This window comes from Idiomarina sp. D18 (assembly GCF_057748155.1).
This window is the reverse complement of sequence record NZ_CM173240.1, coordinates 305,321-326,376: the sequence shown is the minus strand read 5'-3', so window position 1 is coordinate 326,376 and position 21,056 is coordinate 305,321. Positions and strand designations below refer to the sequence as shown.

Below are 21,056 nucleotides of genomic sequence, written 5' to 3'. Positions count from 1 at the left end.
TCTAAAAAACCTGAGGTGTTATGAAACGTCGTATCCTAATTTTAACTGCCGCAGTCGGATTAAGTCTGGCAGGGTGCTCGTCAACAGATGACCAGCAAAGCGAGCTCAAGTACACACAAGTTGAGCTCATGTATGAATCAGCGCAAGATCAAATGTCCTTAGGGAACTTTACCCAGGCAGAGGAAGAACTTTCGAATATTAATTCGCGTTACCCCTTTGGTCCCTTCGCTCATCAAGTCCAATTGGACCTGATTTATCTAAATTATAAGCTTGATAATACTGAAAAGGCGCTTGCTGCCATTGACCGTTTTATAAGCTTAAACCCGAATCATAAGGACGTTGATTACGCGTTATACATGCGCGGTCTGACGAATCAACGAGCCGAATATAATGCCATTCATGAACTGGCGGGCGTAGATCGTTCTGACCGTGACTCCACCATGGCAAAAGAAGCTTTTAAAGACTTTGCCGAACTGCTACGCAAGTATCCTGAAAGCAAATATGCAGCAGATGCTAAAAAGCGTATGATCGCGATAAAAAGTCGTCTGGCTAAAAAAGAACTGGCAGTGGCCCAGTACTATATGAAGCGTCAAGCCTATCTCGCAGCAGCTAACCGTGGTCGTTATGTGGTAGAAAACTTCGAGAATACGCCAGAGGTGGAGAGTGCCTTGGCGATGATGGTTGAGTGTTACGACCAACTCGAATTAGAAGAACTTAAGCAAGACACGCTTAAGGTACTCAGAAGTAACTTCCCTAATAATGAGTTAGTCAACAACTAATCAAAAGTGAGCAGGCTAAACCGCCTGCTCATTTTCCTCTCCGGTTCGGATTCGAATGACTCGTTCAATATCCGACACAAATATTTTACCATCACCTATTTTGCCCGTCTGTGCGGTTTCCATGATGGCTTCAATACAGCGTTCAACGTCTGTATCAGCAACCACTACTTCAAGTTTCACTTTAGGCAAGAAGTCCACCATATATTCAGCCCCCCGATAAAGCTCCGTGTGCCCTTTCTGGCGTCCGAAACCTTTGACTTCGGATACTGTCATTCCAGCGATGCCGACTTCTGATAAAGCTTCTCGCACATCGTCCAATTTAAATGGTTTTATAATTGCTTCGACCTTCTTCATGGCCACTCCAATCTAATTTTGGCGTTCTAATTCAAAACGGTAATGACTGGTTATCGGATAACGTCGATCACGACCAAAGTTTCGTGCCGTAATTTTAGGTCCAACAGCCGCCTGCCGGCGTTTATATTCATTTATATCAACCAACTTTAATGCTCTGCGGACATCCGCTTCGTTAAAGCCCGCTGCAATAATGTCCACCACAGACCAGTCCTGCTCTACGTAGAGCGACAGAATACGATCTAGGTCACCATAATCGGGCAACGAATCACTATCGACTTGATCCGGCGCCAGCTCCGCAGAAGGTGGGCGCTCGATAACTCGCTCTGGTATACAGGTAGATCGCGTGTTTCTGTAAGCTGCAAGTTGGTAAACTAACGTTTTTGGCACATCTTTAATAGGTGCAAACCCACCACACATATCACCGTACAGCGTTGCATAACCTACTGCAACTTCACTTTTATTGCCCGTAGTAAGCACTAGCGCGCCGGATTTATTCGACAACGCCATGAGCAAAACACCACGACAACGTGACTGTAAATTCTCTTCGGTCGTATCTGTCGATGTCCCAGCAAAGAACGGATCGAGTTGCTTCATAAACGCATCAAACATCGGTTCAATCGGAACAACATCATACTTCACATTAAGCGTTTCCGCCTGTTGTTCAGCATCCTCTAGGCTCATATTTGACGTATACTTGAACGGCATCATGACGGCTTGAACACGCTCAGAGCCCAGTGCATCTGATGCAATCGCTAAGGTGAGTGCCGAATCGATACCTCCCGATAGCCCGAGTAATACATTCTTAAAGCCATTCTTATTGACATAGTCTCGCACCGAGAGTACCAGCGCATCGTATACATGAGCCAAGCGCAAATCACTATCTTCGCCGGCATACGGAGGAAAAGCCTCACACGTCAGTGACTCAGTGGTTAACTTAAGTGTTGCGAGCGTTGTCTGGCAGTGAGGAAGTTCTGCGACTAACTCGCCCTGCTTATCTAATACCAGCGAATGACCATCAAAAATCAGTTCATCTTGACCACCACAGTTATTCAAATAAGCAATGGGGAACCCGTGCTCAGCCACTCGTTGCTTCAAAACGGATAGTCGTTGATCGTGCTTATCGATTTCGTAGGGAGAAGCATTAACAGACAATACGAGATCAAGTTGATCATCCGCCAGGCGAGCCAAAGGCTCAGGATGCCATAAATCTTCACAAATCATCAGCCCGATGCGATATCCCTGCCATTCAAACACTTGTCCTTCATCACCAGGAACAAAATAACGCTGTTCATCAAACACACCAGTATTTGGTAAACGTTGTTTTTTATACCGCAGTAAACATTCACCCCGATGAAGCACTGATATAACGTTAAACAGCTGCTCGCCGACTTTGCTGGGATGTCCAACAATTACAACACAATCCGAAGCAGCCGCACTGATCTGCTCGACCGCATTATCAACAGCTTCTTGATGATCAGTTCGTAACAATAGGTCTTCAGGTGGATAACCTGTAATAGCTAACTCTGGAAAGACAATAATATCATGATCGCGGCTCTGCTCAGCGACCGTTTTAAGTATCAGGCTTGTGTTGTTATGAAGCGCACCGACAGTAAAATCTAATTGTGCCATGCACAATGACAGCTCAGACATAGTGTTTGATCCAGCGTTACAGGACTAAAAATACAGGGGGCGAATAGTATAGTAGCGACGAAATTTTGGCAAATTAACGCCGTCCTAGTGACGTAAATCTTCAGGTATTGGCTCGTCAGTATTCGGCTTTTTAGGTCGCTTAGCTTTACCTTGTTTGAACATTTTAAGTTGATAAACATAAGCAAGCACCTGAGCTACGGCAACAAACAATCCACGAGGAATCTCAGTTTCTAACTCAGTGGTATGATAAATTGACCGAGCTAGCGCAGGCGAGGCCACCAACGGCACGTCGTACTCTAGAGCAATTTCACGAATCTTAGCCGCTGTTTCGTCGGTCCCTTTGGCTAAGAGGATAGGAGCCTGATTTCCACTCTCTTCGTATTTTATAGCCACCGCAAAATGTGTCGGGTTGGTAACTACAACATCTGCTTTAGGAACCTCTTGCATCATCCTACGGTTCGCCATTTCCATCTGTAAGCGGCGAATACGACCTTTTACCTCAGGACTACCTTCTGAGTCTTTATGCTCGTCTTTGATCTCCTGCTTGGTCATACGTAAATCTTTATTGTGCTTCCAAAGTTGAAAAGGCGCATCGATGACAACAATTAAAAACATCGAGCAACAAATCAGTAGAAACATCCACATCAAGATATCGAGCGCATTTTCAATCATGCTCGGCATCTGACCCATTGAGATCTGTAAAATGTTATCGAACTGCCAGCTCAACAGTAAAAAGGCACTGATCGCCACCACCCCGAACTTAGCGATTCCTTTTACTAACTCGACCAAGGCTTGGGTACCAAACATTCGCTTGAAACCATTCATGGGGTTCATACGCGAGAATTTAGGTGCCATTGCTTTCCAAGAAAAATTGATACCACCTAGCCAACTATTACCCAGAAATGTAAAAAGGGTAATAAAGGCAAATATAATGATAACCGGCCAAATGATGTGCTCAAACCCTACAGCAAGCGCCTTATAGATTTGCGAAGTATCAAAAGCTTGTCGTCTTTCAAGCGTAAACAAGTCACGGAATAGCCCTCTCACGCCAGCGTAGAGCGACTCGCCAAACCAAAAGAACGCGACGGCAGCACTGACTAACACAAAGGCAGTTCCCATCTCCTTTGAACGCGCTATTTGGCCTTTCTCTCGGGCCTCTCGTTTGCGTTTCTCGGTGGGTTCCTCTGTGCGTTCTTGATCAGTTTCAGCCATTCATCACCTCAGCATCGACTACCAATAACCGTACACATGACACTCACCGCTTCTTGCCATTGATTTTCAAAGTGGAAGATAAAGCCCCCTAAAGTCAGCCATAAAACGATCAATCCACTCACCATGGTAATCGGGAAACCAATCGCAAAAATGTTTAGCTGCGGCGCTGCACGAGTCATTACACCAAACGACAAATTAATTAGTAGCAAGGCAATAATACCCGATAACATTGCTGTAAGTGCTGCCGAAAACATTGAACTTCCCCAGTCGGCAATCATTCGAAATGCATCGGCATTCAAACCAGTCATCGCCACGGGTACAGAATCGAAACTCGCAACGACCATTTGAATCATTAATAGATGACCGTCAAGCGCGAGAAATATCAAACTCGCCAACATCAAAAAGAACTGCGCTATCACTGGAACTTGTTGGCCATTAGTCGGATCGACCATTGAAGCAAAGCCCAAACCAATTTGCATTGCAATGATTTGCCCACCCAATACAAACGTCTGTAAGAAAAGCAATGAGAGCAAGCCCAACGCAACCCCAATGACAATCTGTTGCGCTGTCACCAGCATACCGCCCACTGTAAACATCTCGACGCCCGGATTCACATCTGGTAATGCGGGTGATATTGCAAATGTAATTGCTAAGGAAAGTAAGACCTTAATTCTTGAATTAACTAAGGTACCGGAAAACAACGCCATACTCATTAGCATTGAGGATACACGTGTCAGCGGCCACAAATGTTGCTGTAGCCACTCCATCAACACCTGCGTAACGAGATCCATGCTAGCCGACCACTTGCGGTATGCGGTTATACATTTCTATAGTGAAGTCCATTAGCAGGCCAACAATAAAATGCCCACCGAGTCCGATAACAGCCAGTGTGACTAATAAACGCGGCAAAAAGCTAAGGGTTTGCTCATTAATTGAGGTTGCAGCTTGGAAAACCGCAACCATCAGACCGACCAGCAAGCTCGGCACGATGATAAAAGCCACTATAATAACAATGACTTTGAGCGCCTCTTGAAACACATCGAGAAAGACTTCGGGGGACATCTCGCCTCCTAAACACCAAAGCTGCCAGCTAACGTGCTCATGGTTAAGTTCCAACCATCGACCAAAACAAACAACATTAACTTAAACGGGAGCGATACAATCATCGGTGATAACATCATCATACCCATCGCCATCAATACACTTGCAACAACTAAGTCAATAATCAAAAACGGGATGAATAACATAAAACCAATCTGGAAGGCGGTTTTCAGCTCCGATGTAATAAATGACGGAATCAATATCGACATCGGAGTATCTTCTGGACTTTGAATATTCGTCTCACCCGCGATATCGGCAAACGTTTGGATATCCGTCACACGCGTTTGCGCAAGCATAAAGGCTTTTAGCGGCGCTTTGGCGCGATCTACCGCTTCCATTGAGGTCACTTCTTCATTTAAGTAGGGTTGCAACGCCTTGTCATTAATTTCTGTAAGTACTGGACTCATAATAAAAAATGTCAAAAAGAGCGTGATACCGATAAGCACCTGATTAGAAGGGGACTGCTGTAAGCCGATAGCTTGTCGTAAGATGGCCAAAACAACAATAATACGTGTGAACGACGTCATCATAATAACCATCGCAGGGATGAACGTCAGCGCCGTCATTATTGCCAGAATTTGTAACGTGACAGAATACTCCTCGCTACCATCTGGATTAGTTTTTACCGTAACGGCTGAAATATCTTGCATCGCGTTTGCCACATCAGGAAGCAATAGTGCGAGTAGCACAAAACAACCTAAGAGAAGCTTTATTTTCATTGTTTTTCTTCTCCTAACACAAAGTCATCGGGCAATTCTTTCAAACATTCGACGCGTTCAGGCGTGACACCTAGCAAGAATTTCTTGTCACCAATTTGCACCACGCTGATACGTTCTTTAGGCCCTAATGAAAGCGTCCCCATCAGCTTCATGCCCTTTGAGCCTTGAAATTTAACGTTGAATCGTTTTAATACCGTCGCTAATGCAATAATGACAACAATCACTGCAATTAATGCGACCAGCATAGAAGCAATATCTTTTCCGCCAATAGGCGATGTTGCTTTTTCGACCTGAGCAAGCGCAGGGCTTGCCCAAATACTAGCGCAACTTACGAATACGCTCGATTTGACTGATAACATCAGTGAGTCGAATCCCAAATTTATCATTAACCACAACAACCTCGCCGTGTGCTATCAGAGTGCCATTGACCAACACATCGAGAGGCTCCCCAGCAACACGTTCGAGTTCCACCACCGAACCTTGGTTAAGCTGTAGCAAGTTACGAATACTGATTTGGCTACGCCCTACCTCCATTGAGATGGTAACCGGAATATCGAGGATCGCGTCTAATTTTCGCTTATCGCCATCATCAAGGCTCTCAGCATTCAATTCCTCTAGCTCTGCTGTTCGCACGCCCTCACTTTGCTTATCGGCATTATCCTCTGATTCGCCCTCTTCAGAAGCCGCCTGCTCAGCCATTGCCGCTTCCCAGTCGTCCATTTCATTGTCTTTATTGCTCATTTGTCTTCCTCAATCATTCAAATGCTGAATGCTATAAATCAATATCTTCTTCCAGTTGACGCAACTCTGCATCACCGCCAATTCGGCGTCCACCTCGAGTCAGCATATGGATATCTGACTTAACAGTCTCGGGACGTCGAATCTTATCTGAAATTTTCAACGCAATATTGTCTCGTGAACGACCCATTTTCGCATGAAAGGTAGGCAAATCTTCGATAAATACCGTTAGATTATCAGGCACTTCAAGTGGAATAATATCGCCTTCCTCAAAGTCCATAACCTCGCGCAATGTGACGTCGACATCAGCGAGCTTGGCAACCATTTCCACAGGCACGTCCATGATTTCGTCACGCAGCGCTTTACTCCAGCGCATATCGGTATCTTCTTTATCCGATTGTACACCCGCATCCAACAGTTCACGAATCGGCTCAAGCATTGAGTAAGGTAAAGCGATATGAAAGTCGCCCCCGCCCCCATCAAGTTCGATATGAAACGAACTAATAACGATAACTTCAGTCGGCGAAACGATATTGGCCATTGCCGGGTTAACTTCTGAATCCAAATACTCAAAGCCTACGTCCATCACAGGCGCCCAAGCTTCTTTATAATCTTCAAAAATCAGCTTTAACAGCATTTGGATAATACGTCGCTCAGTAGGGGTAAATTCGCGCCCCTCAATCTTCGCATGATAGCGTCCATCGCCGCCAAAAAAGTTATCTACCAAGATAAACACCAAACGTGCTTCCATGGTAATTAAGGCGGTTCCTTTCAGTGGGCGAAAACGCACCATATTTAAACTGGTTGGAACGAATAGTGTATGCACATACTCACCAAACTTAAGCATTTGCACGCCGTTGATGGACACCTCAGCGGTGCGGCGCATCATGTTAAACAGGCTTACACGCATATGCCTCGCAAATCGCTCATTAACGATCTCAAGCGTAGGCATGCGACCGCGGACAATCCGATCTTGCGACGAAAAGTCATAATCCAACGCTTCTGATGCTGCATCCGAGGATTCGACATCTTCCTCTTCGACGTCATCGACTCCGTGTAGGAGCGCATCAATCTCGTCTTGTGATAATAAATCGCTCAAAACACTGCTCGCTCTTTTATTGCATGACAAGGCCGGTAAAAAGCACTTTCTCCACCAAGCCTTCTCCCGTGACACTCTCGAGTGCGGAACGCACCTGTTTTAACGCAAGCTCTCTAATACGTTGCTTGCCTTCTGCTGTTCTCAGTTCGTCGGCAGTAGATGAACTAAATACTTCGTGCAAGGTACCCTCAATCAGTGGGATATGTTGCTTAGTCAGCTCTTCGCTACGCTCCCCTCGAACCATCAATTGCACATTAATTTGCACCGTTCGATCTCTCGAGTCACCCGGTACAATAAATACAAAGGGTCGAGGCATCCCGACATAGAGCGCATTACCCACTTGCGCAGGTTCAGACGTCATCTCTTCGCTTGAACCGCCTCCTGCCCCCATATCTGAAGCGCTCGAGGCTTGTTTAGTCCCCATCAAAAACCACACTGCAACAATGATGATCACAACTAACAGAATCGCAGCAGCACCAATGATCAGCCACTTTTTCTTACCGCCGGGCGCTTTTTCTGAGCTTTCTTCTTGGTTATCGTTTTCCGCCATGGGTTGTTCCTAAACAAAGGTATAAGCTAATACAGAGCACTATATATCGAAACAGGGATAGGTTTCATCCCTTACACATAGAAATCGAGTCGCCCCTGCTCGAGAAAGTCGTCTACCGCACCATCTAACTGAAGGACAGGCTCTTCAGAATCACCATTATTTGCAAAACCTGTACCCCGCCCCGAACTTGATTCATTGCCTTGTCCACTTTGCTGCTCACTGACCGTGCTTTGCGCCAAGTTTAGGCCTTGCTGCTCCAACATCTCTCGCAAGCGCGGCATGGACTGCTCTATCGCATCACGAGCCTGAGCGGATTGCACTTGAAACTGTACGGTCGTCTGGTCGCCTTGCGTATGAATCCGCACGTGCATTGAACCTAATTCAGGTGGATCGAGACGGATGTCGGCGCGATTAATATTCTTCGAGACCATCAGCTGAATACGCTCTTGTAGCTTTTGCGCAGTCTCTTGTTGTTGCAGATCTAACGGCTTGTCAGCAGCCGTTTGCGCTTGCGCCACTGACATACCGTCAACTTTGGTCATCGCTTGTTGGGTCTGCGTAATTGCACTCATATGCGCAGCTGAGGATTGCGTGTGTTGAGTTAGACTTGTATCCATGCCTGACCCCGACACAGCGCTCAGTTCAGCCTCAGTTGCCATTCCCTGAGAGCTCGTGCTCCCATTATTAAGCTGTTCTTTTACAAACTTCGCCATCATGCTTTTATCAGCTGCAGGCTTTGTATCTTCATCTTTAACAGATTCAGAGGTGCTTTTGCCGTTATCAGATGAAGAAGAGCCGCCGCTCTTCTCGGTTGCATTTACCGAATCAACGCGTTCAGACTGAGTTGATTTTGTGTGCAATGAAGCCGGAATCGTTGAGGCAAGTTGAACCTGTTTATCTGACTTCTGCAACGCTGACTGATAGTGATCAATCCAATTTGATAGTGTGCTCTTTTGTCCCGCATCAAATTGCTTAGACGTCTCAAGAGCCCCTTTTATATGATTCATCGCTTCGGTAAGCGATGCGTTTGGCTGTTGCTTATGAAATGCGTCGAGTTCCTTGGTTAGCCAATCCTTTTGCTCTGGATTCAGTTTCGGCATCTCTATCTCACTCAACATGGCGAGCGGCTCCTCAGAGTCCTCGTCAAGCATCGCCTCGATATCTGTCCATTGTTTCTTTTGATGAGGTTGAATCACCTGAGTCTCAAATTGGGCCAACTCAGCCATCAAACCATCTGTCGCTTTATCAAGCGTTTCCTTGGGCATAAAGCCAGCTTGTTGTGCGTCGGCAACAACTTGCCGCATCTCTGCTATTTTTTGCGTCAGTTGACTCAGCACGCCTTGCTGGTCAGCACTCAATTGTTCGTCCGATTGAAGTTGCGTGACGTCCGCATCGAGTTTCGCTAACCACTGCTCCATCTCATCTAACGTCGCCTGATCTTGCTTACTGATCTCAATCGAAGTTTCCGTGTCAGCATGACTTTCTTCGCTATTGATAAGTAAATCGCGCATTCGATCAATGGTTTCTACCCAGTCCCGAGCCTCTGAAGCATGTTCTTTCGACGCTGACAGACGCTGACTAAGTGATGACTGAGGAAGCTCATTACTATATTCGGGCTCTTCGAATGCGCGGTGTGGACTATTAATGTCCACTTCACCACGGGCAAATAATTGCCGAGCACGCGGCTCCTCAGAAGCAGAAGGCATTAACTTGGCAAAGTCGCGACCGCTGACGTCCATCATATCCACATCAGTAAAATCTTTCGAGCTATCGCCTTTTACTGACGAACTGGACACGTTCGTGGTTAATTGAATAATCTGGGGCATAATGTGTCACCTGTTAGGCACTGCCGCATATATTTGACGCTACGGCTAATCTGATTCGATTAATTAAAACTAGCAATATTTATACCAGTTTTTGCTTTTTACCCCGTATAAAGCGTTGGGTGGAAAAATCATCGAGGTTTTTTTGTTCTTTTCTTGCCTGCAATCTTGCTGCTGCTCGTTTCTTGTTTTCTATCAGCAACTCAATAGACTCCGCTTTTTGCCGTTGTGCTAGCCATTGCTGCTTACGCTGCTCGACCACCTGATTTAACTGTTGCAGCACGTTATGCATCTGCTCGATACCTTCATCCAGCTTGCCGACAAACGCGTGATATTGACCAAATTGAATAGAACGAATTCCACCTGCTCCGCGCGCTTGCAACTGATTCAAGTAGTCTAACCGATACTGTACTAACCCATCGAGACGCTGTTGCTCACTCACTAGCCGTTGTTTAGCCTCACCAAAATGCTGAGCCAATTTGTCGGTGCGTTGCTGCTCAAGTTCTAACAACATCGTCAATTGTGATATATCAGCCATAAAGACAATCCCTAACGCGAAGCGAACGCGCGTTGAGTCAACTGCTGGAGTTTCATGAGACTCTCATCGTAACTAATCACTTCATTCATACGCTGAGTCAAAAAGCCCTCAACCTGAGGTTGCATCGCTATCGCTTCGTCGATCTTAGCATCAGAGCCCTTACTGTAAGCCCCAATAGATATAAGGTCGCGATTACGACGAAACGATGAGTACCACTGTCGAACTTTTGTCGCTCGTTGCAGGTGTTCATCGGAAACAACCTGGGGCATGACACGACTAATCGAGGCCTCAATATCAATGGCGGGATAATGCCCAGAATCGGCTAGCTCACGGTTCAGTACGATATGCCCATCGAGAATAGCACGCGCTGAGTCAGCGATAGGATCCTGCAAATCATCACCTTCAGTGAGCACGGTATAAAATGCCGTAATTGATCCTTGTGCGCCACCGCCGTTACCCGCGCGCTCGACCAAAGCCGGCAGGCGTGCGAATACCGAAGGAGGATAACCTTTTGTGGCCGGAGGTTCACCGACCGCCAATGCAATCTCACGCTGCGCCATGGCGTAACGAGTCAAAGAATCCATCAACAGTAAAACATTCATACCCTGGTCACGAAAATACTCGGCTACTTTTGACGCAGTTTCGCACCCGCGTAAACGCAACAGCGGTGACTGATCCGCAGGGGCAGCCACGACCACCGCCTTTTCCAATCCTTCTTCACCCAATATTTCATCAATAAACTCTTTGACTTCTCGACCCCGTTCACCAATGAGTCCAACAACGATAACGTCTGCATTGGTGCCTTTCGTCATCATTCCTAGTAAGACACTTTTACCGACACCGCTACCGGCGAATAAACCCATGCGCTGCCCCTGACCGACAGTAATACATGCATTAATCGCGTTGACGCCGACATCTAGCGGCACTTTCACGGGTCGGCGATTAAGTGGATTGATAGGCAGGCTACGATAGGCATTTTGATTGTCTGTTAATATCGGTCCCTTGGCGTCTAATGGATGACCTCGTGCATCAATTACACGGCCTAAAAGCTCTAACCCAAGCGGCAGCTGTTCGGTACGCGTTAGCGGTTTTACTTTGGCGCCCGGAACCACACCGTGCGCATCATCCATGGGCATCAAATAGCTAGTCTGACCTTCAAAGCCCACCACCTCGGCCTCGATATCGCCATGTGCAGATTCGACTGCACACGTTGCACCAATAGGTGCCCGCACGCCAACAGCCTCAAACATAAGTCCGACCACTCGTGTTAGATAGCCAGATACCAATACTGGCGCAGGTTTCACCCGCTTTTTCAAGCTTGCAAAGTAATCAGTTAAGCTATCAGTCATCAGCCGCCCTGCAATTTTTCAAAAATCAAGTCGACTCGGCTAGCAAGTGAGTAGTCCACGCTTGAGCTTTCTGTCGTCACGCGGCACCCGCCGCGCTCGAGTAGGTCATCCTTACTGAGCAACCACCCTTTTTCTTTTAATTCTTCTTCACCCAAGCTCGCTTGGATTACCTCAATATCGTCAGGATTGAGGTGAATGATCACCCGTTGGTCGGTCACGGGAAGCACTTCAAGGGCCTGCTGAAATGCCTTTTTAACAATATTTTCATTATGCAGAGGTTCGTTTAAGCAGGCTGTTCGGGTCAGGGTGAAAACCAACTCTAATAACTCTTTTCGCAAGGTTTCGGTAAGTTGCTGCGTGGGCGCGGCTAAGCCATTCATCACTTCAATCAGAGCTTGTTCTGCCTCACTCATTTGCGCCTTGCCGTCAGCCAGCCCTTGCTCAAAACCTGCATGGAAGCCCTTCTCACGACCTTGCTCCACACCTTCCTCGTGTCCTTTTTCAAGCCCTTCCTGATGACCTTGCTCAAAGCCTGCCTTAAAGCCTTCTTCCCGTGCGGCCTCGCGAATCTCCTCGAGCTGTTGCGCAGTTAAGGGTTCTGGCTTTTCTTCTTCGGGCTCAGGCTCCGGCGGCTCATAATGCCACTTTCGGGGTTTGTTCAGAGCATTGCGGCTTTCACCTGCTTTTAAATCTTCCGTGGTAATATCCGGCAAATCCCAAGTTTTCATCGTCGGACGCTCGCTCATGATTGCAGGTTCCTAGCTACTGTCTTATAAAAACTCATCACCACCACCGCCGCCAAGCATAATTTCTCCGGCGTCGGCCAAGCGACGGGCAACTGCAAGAATGTCTTTTTGTGCAGCCTCGACATCACTAATTCGTACAGGCCCCATTGCCTCTAAATCATCTCGCAAGAGGTCACCTGCACGCTTCGACATATTTTTGAAGATTTTTTCTTTGACCGAGTCATCAGCACCCTTAAGGGCTTTCTGTAACGTATCGCCGTCGACTTCACGCAGCAACGTTTGAATACCGCGGTCGTCGACATCGACTAAGTTTTCGAAGACAAACATCAGATCTTGAATTTGCTGACTCATTTCTTCGTCTTGCTCGCGTATCGCATCCATTAACTGACCTTCGATATTGGTATCGAGGTAGTTCATAATATTGGCAGCAGCTTTCAAACCACCCATCTTCGCCGCCTGCGCACCCGCTTGACCAGCAAATTGTTTTTCCATGATTTCATTCAATTCTTGCAGTGCCGCTGGCTGAACTTCTTCTAAGTTAGCGATGCGCATCATCAGGTCTAGTCGCACTTTTTCTGGGAACTGAGCCATAATCTCGGCACTTTGCTCAGCATCAAGATAGGACAGCACGATAGTTTGAATCTGCGGGTGTTCATTACGAATGATCGTCGCCACTTGTTTTGAGTCCATCCATTTCAGCGAGTCGAGGCCTTTGGCACCACCGCCCATAACGATCTGTTCTATCAGGTTGCCTGCTTTGTCCTCGCCCAGTGCTGAGGTCAACGCCTTACGCACGAACTCTTCACTCTTGAAGCCAATGTTTGTAAATTTCTGGATCTCATCTAGGAACAAGTTGTGTACGGCATTAACTTTGTCTTGATTAAAATCTTCAAGGCTCGCCATTGCCGTGCCCACTTTCTGTACCTGCTTCGGCTCTAGATGTTTTAGAATTTGCGCGGCGTCTTCCTCAGATAGGCTCAGCAATAAAATTGCAGCCTTTTCCACGCCTTCAAGTTGCGTTACGTCAAATTCAGTTTCACTGCGTTTGGTGCGAATATCTGTATTAGGCATCTTCGTTTAACCACGCTTTTACTACTTGTGAAGAGAGTTCAGGCTCATTTGCAACCAATGCCCGTACTGCTTTCAGCAAGTCTTCATCTTTATGTAAATCAGGAAGTTGTAAACTCCCATCAGGTCCAAAACCAACAGAGCTCTCATCAAATTGCGACGATAGCAAGTCGATAGTTTCATCACCCATCATCTCATCGTCTTCGAGCATTGAGTGAGCATCGTCTTCCAATTCTTGAGTTGGGTTAATAAGTTTCTTCAACATTGGACGGACAACAGCAAGAATGAGTACCAGAATGACCAGGCCTCCCATCACTAAACGAGCAGCACGCCAAAACCAAGGTTCATCCCACATTGCTGTTTCACCCGCGCCCAAATCAGGTAGCTGCGCGAACGGAACCGATACAACTTCAATCGTATCACCTCGACTGAGGTCAAAGCCAATACCACCTTGTAATAACCGACGAATATTCGCTAACTGTTCAGGTGAGGCGGGTTGAGGCACCTGCTCGCCATCCGCATTGGTTGTCATCGGCTGATTCACCGCAACCGACACGCTCAATCGCTCAATTGTCCCGCTTTGACTGCGCGTATAGCTAACGGTATTATCCAACTCATAGTTACGTGTTGCTTCACGATGCATACTCCCGGTCGCATCACGCTGACTACCCGCACCTGTGGCCTGTTCGGGAATATTTGATTCTAATGGGGGCTGATTACTGAGTGCACCAGGAATACCACCGACGGCTGTACCGGCGCTGCGGTTCTCCACCGTCATTTCGCTACGAATGGCTGGCATGTCTGGGTTGTATAGCCGTTGTGTTTTTTCCGACTGCGTAAAATCCATTGTGACATCGACCTGCGCAGTGTAATTGTCATATCCCAATACCGGAATCAAAATGCTGTCAATTTTATTCAGGTATTCTTCTTCGCGTTTACGCTCTAACTGATACTCACGGCTATTCGTGGCGGCCAATGCGCTTTGCGAACCTGAGTTCAAAAGCCGACCGTTTTGATCGGTGACAGTGACTTGTGAAGTTTCTAAACTCGTGACGGACGACGCAACCATATCGACAATAGAGGCGATTTCTTCCTCACTCAGTGACTGATTACCTTTCACGTTAAGCATCACAGATGCTTTAGGTTGTTTCTCGCGACGTGCAAATACGTTTTCTTTAGGCACGGCCAACAGCACACGGGCGGCCGATACTGCGCGCATTTCTTCAATTGCTCGTGCTAACTGAATTTCCCGGGAGTGGATCAAACGTTCACGCTCGAGTCGTTGACTCACGCCAAAACCAGGCTCACTCATTAAAATATCGGAGCCGTTGCTTTCCGATTGACCGTAATCCACACCGGCACGCGTTAACTGAAGTTTAACCGCATCGTAGTTCTCCTCAGGAACCGATACCACATTACCGTCGACTTTATATTCGATATTGTTTGCGTCGAGATAATCTAAAGTACCAACGAGCTGTTCTGTTTCCATTTTTGCAAGAGGACGGAAAGTCGACTCTTGTGCCCAAAGCATAATGAAAATAGCGATGGCCACACAGATGGCAAGCGCCAAAATTACGACGACTTGGCGCAACATATCAAAGTTCGCCAACTTATCGACGATGCTTTGCTTTTCTCCTGACTGCCCGCTTGCGTCAGCAGCGCTGTTACCCGCGCCTTCTGTTACCATCAAATCTGTTGATTCAGCCACAGCTCATTCTCCAACTAATTCGGTTATACCGGCATTGACATGATTTCTTTGTACGCTTCTACCATCTTATTGCGCACTTGCACCGTTGCTTCAAAAGCAATACTCGCTTTTTGACTCGCGATCATGGTTTGTTCGAGCGTGACATTGGGATCGCCCAGTTCCATGCGCGTTTTTAAATCACCCGAAGTCTGTTGTAGCTCGTTGACGTTATCTACGGCCATTTTTAACAAGTTTGAAAAATCAGCGTTTGCTGAATTTTCGACTTTCAGCGCATTATCGTTCTGCGGCTTGTCGAGGTTGGCAGATTGCGTTGTGAGCTCGCGCCATTGTTGATAGGCTGCGTTGGCATCTACTTTCATTTCTTTCTCCGTCAAAAAACTTACGACTTAACGTGTTGCCTATGACGATGCAAGTAGAATGCCAACTCTGCTTTATAAGGTGGGTTAATTAGACACTCAGTCCGTTATCTCTAATCTTTGCAAGTTTATAGCGCAGTGTTCGGGGCGATATTCCTAGTTCTTCAGCAACCGGTTTACGCTTGCCATGATGGCGCGCCAACGCTTGCTTGATAATTCGATACTCTTGCATGAACAATGATTCGCCCAGTTCCTCGGCAGGTTCATTGTCGAGATTTTCATGCTCAGGTTGTGAAGCAAGTACCTGACTATCCTGAGAAACTTGCTCGGGCAGGACATGGTCCATCAACGCATCGTCTAGCATCAAATCACTGGGTCGTATTTTGCCACCTTGTTGGAGAACTAAGGCTCGTTGAACAACATTTTCAAGTTCTCTGACATTCCCCGGCCATGCATATTGCTTTAGGTGTTGAAGCGCCTCGTCCGACAACGTCACCACTTCTCGAATACCTAAACGCTGACGATGCCGCGCAATTAACGCTTCAGCTAACGGTCCGATATCCTCAGTTCGCTCCGCGAGAGGCAGCCACCTTAGGGGGAACACGTTGAGTCGATACATGAGATCTTCGCGGAAGATCCCTTCCGCCACAGCGGCTTTAATATCCCGATTAGAGGTCGCTATGATGCGAACATCAAGACGAATCGCTTGGCGTGCGCCTAACCGTTCAACCTGACGCTCTTGAATCACACGTAACAATTTCGCTTGCAAGGCGATATCCATTTCGGTCACTTCGTCAAGCAACAATGTACCGCCTTGTGCCAGTTCAAACTTACCGGGTGAAGACTGGGTCGCGCCGGTAAATGCACCTTTTTCATAGCCGAACAAAAGTGATTCCAGCATCGTTTCAGGGATCGCTGCACAATTAACCGCAACGAAGGGTTGCTTATCTCGTTTGGATTGTTGGTGGATATAACGCGCCAATACTTCTTTGCCCGTTCCACTCGGACCGGTGATCAACACCGTAGCCTCCGTTCGAGCCACTTTTTTAGCTAACTCTAATAGCGCCAAACTCGCGCTATCCTTTGCTACCACACCATGACCTGCTGCCGGCTCGATGGGTGCATGACGTTGCACAAGTTGGGTCAGTTCGTCTATCGAAAACGGTTTACTGAGGTAGTCGACAGCTCCCTCGCGCATCGCTACAACAGCATCGTCAACTTTTGCATACGCGGTCATCATCACAACGGGTACATCGATCTTCAGATGTTTAATATTTCTGAGTAATTGCAAACCGTTCATACCTGGCATTTGTACATCGCTGACGACCAAGTCAATGCGATGCTTCTTAAGCTGCAATAATGCTGATTCACCATTATCGGCATGCAAACATTGGTAGTGCGCCAATTCAAGCGTGTCTGTAATAGCCTCTCTTAACGCGGCGTCATCCTCAACAATCAGAATAATTGGACTAACCATAACGCACCTCCAGATTCGCGTGTTGAACGATGGGGAGCACTATCCTGAATTCGCTTCCACAGCCCTTTTCCGACTGCCACTCGATACGGCCATTATGCGCTTTCGTGACCATATCAACGACTGCCAATCCCAATCCTGTGCCGTGGGTTTTGTTGGTGGCAAATGGCGTAAATAAACGTTGTTTCATCGCCTCGTCGATACCAACGCCAGTATCACGAACAGAGCAACTCCAAAAACCTTCGCTCGACTCGGTTTCGACAACGACTGACTGCCCTTGTTGACTGGCATCAATCGCGTTAGTGATCAAATTTTGAATCGCTCCTGCTACGGCTGTTTGGTTAATACGCAGAGCCGTACCCTCATCATCATCTTGCCATCGAATGGCTACCCTACGTTGCGCTGCGTATGCTTCGACACTTTGCTTGATATGATTCACCAAGTCATCTGCATCAACGTCAGCTAGCGTGCTTTGTTGACCGCTTTTAGCGAATAGCAGCATATCGTTAACGTGGTGCTCTAGGTCATGTAGGCGTGTTTTTAGCTTGCGACTAAACTGACAACGCTGATCCTCGGTTAGGTTATTTGAAGATAAATGCTCTGAATAAAGAAGCGCTGTCGCCAAAGGCGTACGTATTTGATGTGCAAGGGAAGCGACCATGCGCCCCATGGAAGACAGGCGTTGTAAGTGCGCGAGCTGGGCTTGTAAGTCACGCGTCTCAGTAAGATCGGTAAGCACCACAAGCTGCCCTGGCTGCTCTGGTAGACTCGAAATATCGACACGTACTCGCCGCCCATTATGCAACGAAACCTCGTGCCAGTCATCGGCTTTGGGAGTAAAGGTGCGCGCGACACAATCGCGCCATAGCTCACCGTTTAAATCGGTCCCGATGAGCTGAATACTGCTTGGATTACAGTAATCAACGATACCTTGACCATTGACTAAAATGACCGCGTTAGGCATCGCATCAATGAGAGCGTAGTTCGATTGCATAAATTAGTGCATCCTGAAAAATTCCTTACACTAATAATGCAAAAGGCATGCCTATTATTTTCTTTTTAATTCAACATGTTAGAAGCGTCAAAATATCAACATCATACTTTCGTGATGTCATATTTTTTCATTTTTTCGACTAACGTAGTGCGCCGCATACTGAGTAGGTCGGCGGCCTTTGCGACAACCCCATCGGCACGGTCAAGCGCTTGTTTTATCATTTCTACTTCAATTTCAGCTAGCATATCCTTCAGGTTTAAGCCCGACTCAGGGATTTCTGCCGATCCAGTTACGTCCAAACTGGAGAGTTCGCTTGACTCATCATCTCCTTCTTCGTCTTGCTCCGAGAAAATCGCATTAAGCGCATCTCGCTCCAACAATTCTTCTGGATACTCAGGTGTTAAATCCTCAGCGTCGATATGCCGATACTTATGCGGTAGATCGTTTACGTCGACCCATTGATTGGGGTGTGTAATTGACAGTCGCTCAATTAAGTTCGCTAATTCGCGCACATTGCCAGGCCATGGGTGCGCTTCCAGCGACTGTAGTGCACGTTCGGTCAAACGCACACTAATACCACGTTCTTCCTTAAACCGCTCGGCAATCTCACGAAGTAAGAGCGGCACATCTTCTGCACGTTCTCGCAATGCCGGCATTTCGATAGGGAAGACATTCAAGCGATAGTAAAGATCTTCACGGAATCGCCCATCGGCAATCATAGTCTCAAGCTGGCGATGAGTAGCAGCAACAACCCGTACATCGGCCGAAATACTCTTACTGCTGCCAATGCGTTCAAATACGCGCTCCTGTAATACACGTAGCAATTTGACCTGCATTGGTAGCGGCATATCACCGATTTCATCTAGGAATAACGTACCGCCCTGTGCCAGCTCGAAACGCCCTTTACGCACACCAATAGCTCCAGTAAAGGCGCCTTTTTCGTGACCAAACAACTCACTTTCGAGTAAATCGGGGGGAATGGCTCCACAGTTCACGGGAACAAAAGGTCCTTTAGCACGACGCGAAAGCTGGTGAATCCCACGAGCGACAACCTCTTTACCCGTACCCGACTCACCTAATACTAGAACATTCGCCTCACTTCCTGCGACCTGTTGAATGAGCTTACGAATTTCTCGGATATCGTGGCTTTGGCCGACCAATTTCCTTTCTAAAGGATCGGTGTTCTTACCGTGGTAGCCTCGCTGGCTTGGAAGGTGGCGATGGTATGCTTGACAGTAGCGAATCAAATGCGACAGTTCATCGTAGGTCAGTGCTTGCGATATTTCACCGACGACATTCGCACGTCGAACCGCATTCGCATGACGCTCAGTTGCACTAATAAAAGGAACATTGGGATAGTCACAAGCCAAAGCTTCAAGATCATCAACGCAGTCGCCTGCGATGATGCATAAAGCATTGTCTAATTGCTCATCCCCCAGCCACTGGGTTTGGCACTCTACGAGCTCGCCCATAAAGTCGAGCACTGTCTGTAACTGCTTTTTACGCTCCGTATTCGACTCGAGTACATAAATAACTCGAGAATCCATCGTAGAGGAGTTTACCACGCGCTAACCCTTTAGTTTGCCAACCGACCGATTACAAAGTCTTGACCGGCACTATGAAGAAATAATTCTGTTACATCGGGTAGTTCGCGTTGCTGTGCAATTTCTACCCACTGATAAAATACATTGCGATGAACTTTTGCTGTTAAACCTGTCGGGAGTTCAAAGTACGGCACTCCATCCTTAACAAAACTTAACAGTTGCTCGTTCAAAATATATCGCTCATCAATATTGGTTACAACTTGAATTACTGTCTCACCTTCATAATCGTGGAATTTCCAATCGACGATCATAAACGGCGCATCTGCAACCGCGATTTTCACTTTTTCAGCAGGCGTTACAAGAAAATATTCGCCCGACTCACACACCAACACTGATGCAAATAATTTCACCAGTGCAGTGCGAGTAATAGGCGAACCTTGGTATAACCACTGACCATGTTCATCAATAAGCATCGGAATCTCGCCACAGTATGGCGGATCCCATTTTTCAGTAGGGGCGTGACGATACGACTCGAGCTGTTTAGCTAAATCGTTCAGAGACATAGGCAATTAATCAACAAGTTTCTTCTGTCTGAGTAAATACCACAAGGTGGCTTCAGTGCGATTAGACACCTTGATCGCTTTGAAGATTGCTGAGAGGTGAACACGGATAGTACCCTCAGTAATGCCTAATATATTAGCAATCTCCTTGTTAGATAAACCTTGCGCCAATAACTGCATGATTTCAAGCTGACGTGGCGAAAGGAAGCTTTCAGCACCACTGCTTTTATTACGAGGTTCATTAAGGTTCGGGTCATCCGGTAAGTAACGGTCACCGTTGAGCAGGCCCCGAATCGCCATTTTGGCTTGCTCCGCTGAGGCATCTTTAGGTAAATAACTCCGTACTCCCGCGGCCATAACTTGGCGCACATCGCCAACCGCTTTAGCTTTAGTAAACAGCACTAAATGCGCTGAAGGCGCCAAACGCTTCAAACGCTGCAAAGCAGGACGAATTTCCTCATCAGGTAATTCCATCTCAACAAAGATAATATTAAATTCATCCGCTTTTAGGTAGTTTTCTGCAACCGTGAACGAATCAGCCTCATAAATTGCTGGCTGCGTTGCATAGTTCGTCAACAATTGTATGAGTCCTGAACGCATGAAGAACGAAGGATCAATAATTAATATCTTCATCTAGTTTCTCTCGTTGAAAATCCTTATCTATTTAACTTTTAGCATACCCGAATTCAAGCTC

General features: G+C 46.9%; 23 protein-coding genes. 1 reads left to right on the top strand and 22 read right to left on the bottom strand.

Annotated features, from left to right (window positions below):
• Positions 1-20 precede the first annotated feature (20 nt).
• Positions 21-779, top strand: coding sequence for an outer membrane protein assembly factor BamD (locus AC3AP5_RS01495; RefSeq protein WP_006956163.1), 759 nt, complete (start codon positions 21-23; stop codon positions 777-779).
• A 15-nt stretch (positions 780-794) separates the two neighbouring features.
• On the opposite strand, the gene glnB is transcribed toward AC3AP5_RS01495, so the two are convergent.
• The 22 genes from glnB to AC3AP5_RS01385 all read right to left on the bottom strand — a co-directional run bounded on the left by glnB (position 795) and on the right by AC3AP5_RS01385 (position 20,995).
• Positions 795-1,133, bottom strand: a complete 339-nt coding sequence (gene glnB / locus AC3AP5_RS01490) for a nitrogen regulatory protein P-II (RefSeq protein ID WP_006956165.1) — start codon at positions 1,131-1,133, stop codon at positions 795-797.
• A 12-nt stretch (positions 1,134-1,145) separates the two neighbouring features.
• Entirely contained in the window at positions 1,146-2,783 is a 1,638-nt protein-coding gene (locus tag AC3AP5_RS01485; RefSeq protein ID WP_287830872.1) for an NAD+ synthase, read from the bottom strand.
• A gap of 84 nt (positions 2,784-2,867) precedes the next feature.
• A complete protein-coding gene (flhB, locus tag AC3AP5_RS01480; RefSeq protein ID WP_006956170.1) occupies positions 2,868-3,995 on the bottom strand; it encodes a flagellar biosynthesis protein FlhB in 1,128 nt (375 codons plus the stop codon).
• A gap of 8 nt (positions 3,996-4,003) precedes the next feature.
• Positions 4,004-4,786: a flagellar biosynthetic protein FliR gene (gene fliR / locus AC3AP5_RS01475; protein WP_272977478.1), complete on the bottom strand. Its 783-nt coding sequence runs from the start codon at positions 4,784-4,786 to the stop codon at positions 4,004-4,006.
• A gap of 1 nt (position 4,787) precedes the next feature.
• Entirely contained in the window at positions 4,788-5,057 is a 270-nt protein-coding gene (fliQ, locus tag AC3AP5_RS01470) for a flagellar biosynthesis protein FliQ (RefSeq protein WP_006956173.1), read from the bottom strand.
• A gap of 8 nt (positions 5,058-5,065) precedes the next feature.
• Positions 5,066-5,815: a flagellar type III secretion system pore protein FliP gene (gene fliP / locus AC3AP5_RS01465; RefSeq protein WP_006956174.1), complete on the bottom strand. Its 750-nt coding sequence runs from the start codon at positions 5,813-5,815 to the stop codon at positions 5,066-5,068.
• A complete protein-coding gene (gene fliO, locus AC3AP5_RS01460; protein ID WP_286682638.1) occupies positions 5,812-6,174 on the bottom strand; it encodes a flagellar biosynthetic protein FliO in 363 nt (120 codons plus the stop codon). Before fliO ends, fliP begins: the two co-directional genes overlap by 4 nt.
• A complete protein-coding gene (fliN, locus tag AC3AP5_RS01455) occupies positions 6,134-6,556 on the bottom strand; it encodes a flagellar motor switch protein FliN (protein ID WP_286682637.1) in 423 nt (140 codons plus the stop codon). The genes fliO and fliN overlap by 41 nt, the downstream gene beginning before the upstream one ends.
• Before the next feature lie 31 nt (positions 6,557-6,587).
• Positions 6,588-7,652 (bottom strand): flagellar motor switch protein FliM, encoded by a 1,065-nt coding sequence (fliM, locus tag AC3AP5_RS01450; RefSeq protein WP_006956177.1) that lies wholly within the window; start codon positions 7,650-7,652, stop codon positions 6,588-6,590.
• Between the two features lie 16 nt (positions 7,653-7,668).
• Positions 7,669-8,202, bottom strand: coding sequence for a flagellar basal body-associated protein FliL (gene fliL / locus AC3AP5_RS01445; RefSeq protein WP_006956178.1), 534 nt, complete (start codon positions 8,200-8,202; stop codon positions 7,669-7,671).
• 71 nt (positions 8,203-8,273) lie between these two features.
• Positions 8,274-10,028: a flagellar hook-length control protein FliK gene (locus AC3AP5_RS01440; RefSeq protein ID WP_272977476.1), complete on the bottom strand. Its 1,755-nt coding sequence runs from the start codon at positions 10,026-10,028 to the stop codon at positions 8,274-8,276.
• Positions 10,029-10,107: 79 nt separating this feature from the next.
• Positions 10,108-10,563, bottom strand: coding sequence for a flagellar export protein FliJ (fliJ, locus tag AC3AP5_RS01435; RefSeq protein WP_006956180.1), 456 nt, complete (start codon positions 10,561-10,563; stop codon positions 10,108-10,110).
• A gap of 11 nt (positions 10,564-10,574) precedes the next feature.
• Positions 10,575-11,912 carry a flagellar protein export ATPase FliI gene (gene fliI, locus AC3AP5_RS01430; protein WP_272977475.1) on the bottom strand — a complete coding sequence of 446 codons (1,338 nt, stop codon included), beginning with the start codon at positions 11,910-11,912 and terminating at the stop codon, positions 10,575-10,577.
• Complete coding sequence (fliH, locus tag AC3AP5_RS01425; protein WP_272977474.1) at positions 11,912-12,658, bottom strand: flagellar assembly protein FliH; 747 nt, start codon at positions 12,656-12,658, stop codon at positions 11,912-11,914. Before fliH ends, fliI begins: the two co-directional genes overlap by 1 nt.
• Before the next feature lie 24 nt (positions 12,659-12,682).
• Positions 12,683-13,729 (bottom strand): flagellar motor switch protein FliG, encoded by a 1,047-nt coding sequence (gene fliG / locus AC3AP5_RS01420; protein ID WP_006956183.1) that lies wholly within the window; start codon positions 13,727-13,729, stop codon positions 12,683-12,685.
• Positions 13,722-15,413: a flagellar basal-body MS-ring/collar protein FliF gene (gene fliF, locus AC3AP5_RS01415; protein ID WP_165477457.1), complete on the bottom strand. Its 1,692-nt coding sequence runs from the start codon at positions 15,411-15,413 to the stop codon at positions 13,722-13,724. Before fliF ends, fliG begins: the two co-directional genes overlap by 8 nt.
• A 44-nt stretch (positions 15,414-15,457) precedes the next feature.
• Complete coding sequence (gene fliE, locus AC3AP5_RS01410; protein ID WP_006956185.1) at positions 15,458-15,793, bottom strand: flagellar hook-basal body complex protein FliE; 336 nt, start codon at positions 15,791-15,793, stop codon at positions 15,458-15,460.
• A gap of 88 nt (positions 15,794-15,881) precedes the next feature.
• The gene (locus AC3AP5_RS01405; RefSeq protein ID WP_487326924.1) at positions 15,882-17,267 is read right to left on the bottom strand and encodes a sigma-54-dependent transcriptional regulator; all 1,386 of its coding nucleotides are present in this window, start codon (positions 17,265-17,267) and stop codon (positions 15,882-15,884) included.
• Entirely contained in the window at positions 17,260-18,258 is a 999-nt protein-coding gene (locus tag AC3AP5_RS01400) for a sensor histidine kinase (protein WP_272977472.1), read from the bottom strand. The genes AC3AP5_RS01405 and AC3AP5_RS01400 overlap by 8 nt, the downstream gene beginning before the upstream one ends.
• A 101-nt stretch (positions 18,259-18,359) precedes the next feature.
• Positions 18,360-19,805: a sigma-54 dependent transcriptional regulator gene (locus tag AC3AP5_RS01395; protein WP_487327292.1), complete on the bottom strand. Its 1,446-nt coding sequence runs from the start codon at positions 19,803-19,805 to the stop codon at positions 18,360-18,362.
• A 29-nt stretch (positions 19,806-19,834) separates the two neighbouring features.
• Positions 19,835-20,365, bottom strand: coding sequence for a DUF1285 domain-containing protein (locus AC3AP5_RS01390; RefSeq protein WP_006956189.1), 531 nt, complete (start codon positions 20,363-20,365; stop codon positions 19,835-19,837).
• A 6-nt stretch (positions 20,366-20,371) separates the two neighbouring features.
• The gene (locus AC3AP5_RS01385) at positions 20,372-20,995 is read right to left on the bottom strand and encodes a LuxR C-terminal-related transcriptional regulator (protein ID WP_006956190.1); all 624 of its coding nucleotides are present in this window, start codon (positions 20,993-20,995) and stop codon (positions 20,372-20,374) included.
• Positions 20,996-21,056 lie beyond the last annotated feature (61 nt).